8 protein-coding genes are annotated in these 7900 nt (G+C 51.2%); 2 read left to right on the top strand and 6 right to left on the bottom strand.

The features are described from left to right. Positions 1-4 precede the first annotated feature (4 nt). The 3 genes from ychF to HK25_RS05005 form a co-directional block, all read right to left on the bottom strand. Positions 5-1099: a redox-regulated ATPase YchF gene (ychF, locus tag HK25_RS04995; protein ID WP_086555247.1), complete on the bottom strand. Its 1095-nt coding sequence runs from the start codon at positions 1097-1099 to the stop codon at positions 5-7. Next, entirely contained in the window at positions 1099-1680 is a 582-nt protein-coding gene (pth, locus tag HK25_RS05000) for an aminoacyl-tRNA hydrolase (protein WP_086555248.1), read from the bottom strand. Before pth ends, ychF begins: the two co-directional genes overlap by 1 nt. Positions 1681-1754: 74 nt before the next feature. Next, the gene (locus HK25_RS05005) at positions 1755-2375 is read right to left on the bottom strand and encodes a 50S ribosomal protein L25/general stress protein Ctc (protein WP_086555249.1); all 621 of its coding nucleotides are present in this window, start codon (positions 2373-2375) and stop codon (positions 1755-1757) included. Positions 2376-2592: 217 nt separating this feature from the next. On the opposite strand from HK25_RS05005, the gene aspS reads away from it, so the two are divergent. Next, positions 2593-4395, top strand: coding sequence for an aspartate--tRNA ligase (gene aspS / locus HK25_RS05010; RefSeq protein WP_086635507.1), 1803 nt, complete (start codon positions 2593-2595; stop codon positions 4393-4395). A 155-nt stretch (positions 4396-4550) separates the two neighbouring features. Beyond that, positions 4551-5279 (top strand): EipB family protein, encoded by a 729-nt coding sequence (locus tag HK25_RS05015; RefSeq protein ID WP_158092919.1) that lies wholly within the window; start codon positions 4551-4553, stop codon positions 5277-5279. Between the two features lie 5 nt (positions 5280-5284). Here HK25_RS05015 and HK25_RS05020 read toward each other — a convergent pair whose 3' ends face one another. The 3 genes from HK25_RS05020 to HK25_RS05030 all read right to left on the bottom strand — a co-directional run bounded on the left by HK25_RS05020 (position 5285) and on the right by HK25_RS05030 (position 7794). Then, positions 5285-5812, bottom strand: coding sequence for a hypothetical protein (locus tag HK25_RS05020; RefSeq protein ID WP_086555252.1), 528 nt, complete (start codon positions 5810-5812; stop codon positions 5285-5287). 18 nt (positions 5813-5830) lie between these two features. Continuing rightward, a complete protein-coding gene (locus HK25_RS05025; protein ID WP_233127705.1) occupies positions 5831-7048 on the bottom strand; it encodes an aminopeptidase in 1218 nt (405 codons plus the stop codon). A 188-nt stretch (positions 7049-7236) separates the two neighbouring features. Then, entirely contained in the window at positions 7237-7794 is a 558-nt protein-coding gene (locus tag HK25_RS05030) for a DUF1643 domain-containing protein (protein ID WP_086635510.1), read from the bottom strand. Between the last annotated feature and the right edge of the window lie 106 nt (positions 7795-7900).

Below are 7900 nucleotides of genomic sequence, written 5' to 3' on the forward strand. Positions count from 1 at the left end.
CTGACTATACGTTAAAGCGGAACAGCAGAACATCTCCATCCTGCACAACATAGTCCCGCCCTTCAATACGCAGACGCCCAGCTTCTTTTGCCCCAGCCTCTCCGTTGCACTGCACATAATCATTATACGAGATTGTTTCGCAGGCAATAAAGCCGCGTTCAAAATCATTGTGAATAACTGCAGCAGCCTGTGGTGCTTTAGTTCCGGCAGTAATAGTCCAGGCACGCGCTTCTTTAGGACCGACTGTAAAGTATGTACGCAGCCCCAGCAAAGCGTAACCCGCTGCAATAACACGGTCGAGGCCGCTATCCTTCAGACCAAGACCATCGAGAAATTCACGACGCTCATCATCTGCCAGCTGGCTCACTTCAGCCTCAATTGCAGCAGAAACGATCACCGCTGCCGCACCTTCAGAGGCAGCCTTTGCCAGCACTTTTTCAGAAAACTCATTGCCGGTTGAAGCGGAATCTTCCTCAACATTACAAACATACAAAACCGGCTTGCTGGTCATCAGATTAAGGCGTTTTACAGCCTCTTCCTGCCCTTCCGGAATAGCCGTTCTGGCTGGTCGTCCCTCTTTCAGGGCTTCAATCAGAGGTTCAGCCAGGGCGATCTGTGCCAGTGCTTCCGCATCACGATTTTTTGCGCGTTTCTGCAAACCTGGCAGGCGTTTTTCAAGCGACTCCAGGTCAGCGAGCATCAGCTCTGTTTCAATAATTTCAGCATCACGCAGAGGGTCTACACTGCCCTCAACATGCGTAATATCTTCATCCTCGAAGCAACGCAGAACGTGAATAATTGCGTCAACCTCACGAATATTAGCGAGGAACTGATTCCCCAGGCCTTCTCCCCGTGACGCACCACGTACCAGCCCGGCAATATCAACAAACTCAAGGCTTGTCGGAACAGTCTTTTGCGATTTACCAATTTTGACCAGAGCATCAAGGCGTGGGTCAGGCACAGCCACACGGCCCGTATTAGGCTCAATGGTACAGAAAGGATAATTAGCAGCCTGTGCGGCAGCTGTCGCGGTCAGGGCATTAAAAAGAGTAGATTTTCCAACATTTGGCAAACCCACAATACCACAGTTAAATCCCATCAGCCCCGGTTCCCTTCTGGCAATGCAATCTCAGTTGTAAACTTATCCAGCTTTCCGTCAGCCAGAAGCGGTGCCGCATCGGCAACTCTCTCCAGAAGCGAGTCGAGCCATTCCTGACGCTCAGCCTCTGAAAAATTTCCTAAAACCCACGAATTCACCCGCTCTCTCGCACCAGGGTGACCTATGCCCAGCCTGACACGCCAGTAGTCGGGGGTACCAATCATTTTATCAATCGAGCGCAGTCCATTATGACCGGCAGCACCACCACCGCGCTTTACCCTTACCTTACCTGGCACCAGGTCAAGCTCATCATGAAACGCTGTAAGATTCTCAGGAGAAATCTTATAGAAAGCCATTGCTTCCTGAACACTTTCGCCTGAAAGGTTCATATAGGTCATAGGGCGGAGAAGCATAACCTTATGCGCACCTATGCGGCCTTCGGCTGTTTCCCCTTTAAAGCGGCTGCGCCACGGTGCAAAACCATAACGGCGGGCAATTGCCCCGACAGCCATAAAACCAATATTATGCCGTTGCCGGCACATCGACGGCTCAGGATTACCAAGCCCGGCCCAGAGCAACATAACTGGTCCTGTATTCTCGTGATAAAACGGAAAGAGGTGCACCAGAAAAGGTGCACCCCCAAAACGCGCTCAGATCAGGCTTCGCCTGCTTCAGCAGCACCTTCACCTTCTTCGCCTGCAGATTCAACTGTCGGAGCAGCGATCGTTGCAATAACGAAGTTAGGGATCTGAAGAACAGGTGTAACGTGCTGTGTGCCTTCGAGGTCTTCCCAGCGAACGTTATCGTTGATGTCGAGTTTTGACAGATCAACAGTAAAGAACTCAGGAATGTGCTCTGCGTCAGCTTCAACTTCAACCGTGTGACGCACAAGGTTCAGAACACCACCGCGCTTAATGCCAGGAGCATCGTCTTCGCCGGTCACGTGAACAGAAACTTCAACTGTAACGCGCTGACCAGCTGACAGACGCAGGAAGTCAACATGCTCAGGAGTATCTTTAACCGGATGGAACTGAATGTCACGAATCAGCGCGCGCTCAGAACCACCATCTGCAATTTTAATCTGGTATACGCGTGAACGCCAGCCAGAGGTCTGAATGCCTTTGATGATAATGCGCGGGTCAAGAGCGATCAGAGCCGGCTCTTTTTTTCCACCATAGATAACTGCGGGTACCAGACCAGCACGCCTCGTTGCACGCGCTGCCCCCTTACCAGCCTTCGCACGCTTCGAAGCTTCAATCGATACAAATTTAGACACGATAAACTCTCCTAAAAAAACAATAACGCGGCAGACCTCCAGGGGTGTCTGCACAGCGTGTGCGGCTCTACCATAAAAAAACACTCAGAAGCAATGCCGGAGAACGACTCTGCTTAGCAGGCTGACAGCACACATAAAAACCGGCTATACGGCTGAACACAAAGATTCACGCCCCGGCATAATAAAGAAAGCCGGGCCAGAAACGCAGGACGAGAGAATGCACCCTTACCGTACCCATAGCTGCTCAGCACTTCGTGCGGGCGATGCCGGCTCCACAGTTCGCCTGTCTGGCTGGGTCCATAGCAAACGGGACCACGGCGGACTGTTGTTTATCGACCTGCGCGATGAAACAGGCATTACTCAGATTGTTATTCCTGCAGGATCACCCGTCCTCGAACAGGCTGAGAGCATTCGCGCTGAAAGCGTTGTGACTGTTACTGGTGAAGTTGTTGAACGCGAAGCCGGCACACGCAATGCTGAACTGGCGACAGGTGATATTGAACTGCGCGCCCGCGAATTTACTGTGCAGTCAGCCGCAGCTGTATTGCCTTTTCAGGTTGCCGGCCACGAAAACTACCCTGAAGACCTGCGCCTGCGCTACCGCTACATCGACCTGCGCAGAGACAGTGTGCACCGTAACATGCTGCTGCGTGCCCGTGTTATTCAGAGCATGCGCAAACGTATGACAGGCCTTGGGTTTGTTGAGCTGCAAACGCCCATCCTCACCGCCTCCTCACCTGAAGGCGCACGTGACTTTCTGGTGCCAGCCCGTATGCACCCTGGCAAGTTCTACGCACTGCCTCAGGCCCCTCAGCAGTTTAAGCAGCTCGCTATGGTAGCAGGCTTTGACCGCTATTTTCAGATCGCACCCTGTTTCCGCGATGAAGCCTCACGCGCAGACCGCTCACCGGGTGAGTTCTACCAGCTTGACTTTGAAATGGCCTTTGCCACGCAGGATGAAATTTTTGCTGTGGTTGAAGATGTTATGTCTGGTCTTTTTTCAGAGTTCAGCAATGGCCGCACCGTCAGTCAGGCACCATTTGAACGTATTCCATACGCCCGTGCCATGAAAGTTTATGGCTCTGACAAACCTGACCTGCGCAACCCGCTGCTGATCTCAGATGTAACGGAATCCTTTGCTGAATCAGGCTTTGGTCTGTTTGCCCGAATCGCTGCGGATAAAGGCGAAATTCGTGCCATTCCGGCACCAGGTGCGGGCGATAAACCCCGTGGCTTCTTTGATAAACTCAATAACTGGGCCCGCGAAAACGGTGCTGGTGGCCTGGGCTACATCACCTTTACTGAAGAGGGCGGCAAAGGCCCGATTGCGAAAAACCTTGAAGCTGACCGTGTTGAAGCGATCCGCACACAGCTGGGGCTGAAAAGTGGTGATGCTGTTTTCTTTGCTGCAGGTAAAGGAGACGATGTTGCGAAATTCTCTGGCCTGGTGCGCACCCGCATTGCTGAAGAACTCGACCTGATTGAGAAAAATGCCTTCCGCTTCTGCTGGATCACCGACTTCCCGATGTATGAACTCAACGAAGAGACCGGGCGTATCGACTTCTCACACAACCCGTTCTCTATGCCACAAGGCGGCCTTGAGGCCCTGAACACACAGGACCCGCTGACCATCAACGCCTACCAGTATGACATTGTGTGTAACGGTATTGAACTCTCTTCAGGTGCGGTGCGTAACCATCTGCCGGAAGTGATGATCCGCGCTTTTGAAATCGCCGGTTATCCTGAAAGCGAAGTTGAAGCCCGCTTTGGCGGTATGCTCAATGCGTTCCGTTATGGTGCACCACCACATGGTGGCTCAGCCCCTGGTGTAGACCGTATTGTCATGATGCTGGCAGATGAGCCTAACATTCGTGAGGTCATCCTCTTCCCGCTCAACCAGCAGGGCGAAGACCTGATGATGAATGCCCCGGCCCCGACAACGCCTGAACGCCTGAAAGAACTGTCACTGACAATTAACCCGCCTAAACCCAAAGTTAAAACAGACAGCGACAAGGCCTGAACACTCTGAACATTATGATGCGGGGTGGTTGCATGATGACCCCGCATCGTTTTTTATAACGTATGTTTTTTTCCGTCCGGTGCCTTACCCGCACACTTCTCGTTTCTCTGATTTTTTCTCCTGCTACACTGGCTGATACACCGGCACAGAATACTATGTCGTGGCTCTCCGGCCAGGATGCCCACTATAAGCTGACTCTCGTGACATCAACCGGGCACAGCACACGCTCTGCCAGTGGCACGATGTACTACGAGCTTAAAGAAACACCCGCGAGCTGGCTAACCCACCAGCACATTGATGTTGAACGTACCTCGGCAACGGGAAAAACCGAACATCTTGTCTCGGATTACACCGCGACAGAAAGTAAAGATGGCCACAGCTTTATTTTTCAGACACGCCAGCAGGCAGACAATATTATTATTCGTACGATCTCAGGCAAGGCAACACGCACCGGCACAGACGGACATATCGAATATGCTCAGCCTCTGAAAAAAACTCTTCCCTTATCAGCAGATGTGCTGTTCCCGGTTCATCATACAGCAGCCATCCTGTCAGCTGCCTCAGATGGGAAAAACAGTCTTGCACTCAGGCTTTTTGACGGAACAGATGAGGACGGTTCGCTCTATACTTTTGCAACTCTCACTGGCTGGCAAAAACCTGCTGCCGCACCAGCTTTCCCTGCACTGACAAACCTGCCTGAAACGAGGGTGACACTTGCTTATTTCGCTCATGACACCACAGAAATGATGCCAGACTACACGCTTGAGCAAAGTTATTTTAAAAATGGTGTATCTGACACGATAACGCTCGATTTTGGCGATTTCAGCATGACAGGGACATTACAGTCCCTGTCTCTGCCAGTCATAAAAGACCAGAAATTATAAGCCGGTTATTGCCCGCTTTCAGAACGCAGCACAGCAATAAGAGCCTGCAACTGATCCGGGTGTGCTTTTAGCAAGGCAACATTCTGCGCATCAGGCTGCGGGATACCACTATGCCCCTGCACATTCATCAGGCTGCCAGTTAGGCCCACACAGGTCAGGCTCATAACAAAGTCACGCGCTGTAAAACCATTCGCCTTAAGAATAGGCTCAAGCTTATCTGTTTTCGAGACCATATCAATCTGCTGTGCAAGAGACATGCCTGCACGCCCGGGTGGCTGAATACCAGCGGCATGAATGGCCTGAAGCGTGCTTGTCAGCCGCGGCAGAACATCAGGTGACAGCTTATAATTCAGCGCTGAAGTCATTTCCTGGCGCATAGCGAGAACCTGCTGCGCTGACAAAGCGGGCGCTGCACCATTTCCTCCTGCGGCTGTTGTCTGGGCAAAAGCTGATAAACCTGAGCAGGACACAGCCAGAGCAGCAACGGCCAGCATCTTCACCGGATGAAAGAGAGTTTTTTTCTGGTTAAACATTGCGCTACCTTTCCGCTATTAAGAAATAACCCATTCGCCCTTGCGCATTAGCTTTACGCGCTGCCCGTCAGACGTCAGGCCATCAACATCAGTTTCGCCGGAGCCGATCATCCAGTCGATATGAAGGATGCTGTTATTGGCTCCACGCGCCGCAAGAGCTGTATCATCAAGCCCTTCAGCATCACGCATACATTTAGAATACGCCTGCCCAAGGGCAATGTGACTGGCTGCATTTTCGTCAAACAATGTATTCTTAAATAAGACACCGCTTTGAGAAATAGGGGAGGAATGAGGAACCAGAGCGACCTCCCCCAGCCTGCGGGCACCTTCATCTGTATCGAGAATACGGGCCAGCACATCCTGCCCTTTAACAGCATGCATTTCAGTAATTTTGCCGCCTTCAAAGCGAACAGAAATGCCATCAATCAGCGAACCCTGATGAAAAAGCGGTTTACTGCTGACAACGTGCCCTTCAACTTTAAGACGGTGAGGCGTTGTAAACACCTCCTCTGTCGGAAGGTTGGGATTGCAGATCACACCATTACCGGCTTTTTCTGCTCCACCAGCCCAGTGGTGTCCATCTGCCAGCCCAACGGTCAGGTCAGTACCTGGCCCGGTAAAATGCAAAGCCTCATAACGCGCATCGTTCAGGAAAGCTGCCCGTTTATGCAACTGTGTATTATGAGCCGCCCACTCTGCTACCGGATCCCCTCCTGTAATACGCGAGGCCTTAAAAATAGCCTGCCATAACTCACTGACAGCCTCATCATCCTGCAGAAACGGAAAGACCTGACGTGCCCAGGCGACTGTAGAGGCGGCAACAATTGTCCAGTTCACATCAAAACTGGTGATAATTTTCATTGCAGGCCGGTTCACCACAGAAGCCGCACGGGCTGCACGGGAAATACGGGAAGGGTCCTGGTCAGCGAGCAAAACGGGATCAGAGCCTGTGATAGCCAGACGGGCCGCACCTTCACGAAAGCCCTCTGTCATACCATGCGCCAGCCAGCCCGCAGCTGTATCGAACGTCTCGTCATGCCCATAGCGATAGCGCGCCAGGGTTGCTTCATCATCTGAATAAAATGTGGTGACCAGAGATGAACCTGCTTTGTAAGCATGCTCGGTAATGCGACGCACCAGAGGAGCACTCTCAAGCGGCGCGGTGATGATCAGCTGCTGCCCTGGTTTAATATTTAGCCCGGTACGAACGGCAACCTCGCCAAGCCGATCGAGCATGGCAGCAAACCTGTTATCCCCGGCACGGCCATCCTGAAGAAAATTTTTCTTATCTGATATGCTGGTCATCCGGTTCCCCTCATATGGAAGAGATACTCTCTCTTGTTTTTGCGACATCTTCATGGCACCAAAATTAACGAAAAAAATCTTTATTATAAAAGATTAACATAACGCAACCTGTGACCCGGCTACAGCTGGTCAGACAACTGAAACGGCAACAGATCACCGGATAAATATAAAGGGTGGCAGGGTCGCCCGTTTTGACCAACCTTCAGTGCATAAACCGGTATATTATGAGACTGGAAAAGACGCACGACATCAGGTCCGCGCGCCAGTAACGCCTTAATTCTGGGAGAGCCATAAGCCGCTATCACTTTATCTGCCTCAGACGCCATGCTGAGCAATTCAGTATCATTCCGGGGGCCTACAGGGTCTGACACTTCAGCCAGACGCATCTGATCTGTACAGCGGTAAGCAAAACTATTCCCGATAAGGACGGAACCGTACCCCCATGCCCGGGCATAACGCTGGCATTTTGCAACAGTTCTGTCATCGCCATATTCAGTCGCAACAGACGGGTTCATCATAAGCCACATAACCGACGGCAAAGTTTCATCCCATACACGCCGGAGTGTATAACGATAACAGTTATCCGCGCCTCCATACGTAGCAGTGCTAACACAATCACCCGGCAGACCAAGAGGTCGGGAAGCCCCGACATAATGCCCGTCAAAAAGATCTGTCATTATATCCCTTACATGCCACACAAACCTATAAATACTTTATAAAATATAATTTTTTATTTTATTTCAATATGTTATTTTTAAAATTATATATAATATTAATTATTTA

This window comes from Acetobacter sp. DsW_059 (assembly GCF_002153695.1).
Classification (GTDB): domain Bacteria; phylum Pseudomonadota; class Alphaproteobacteria; order Acetobacterales; family Acetobacteraceae; genus Acetobacter; species Acetobacter thailandicus.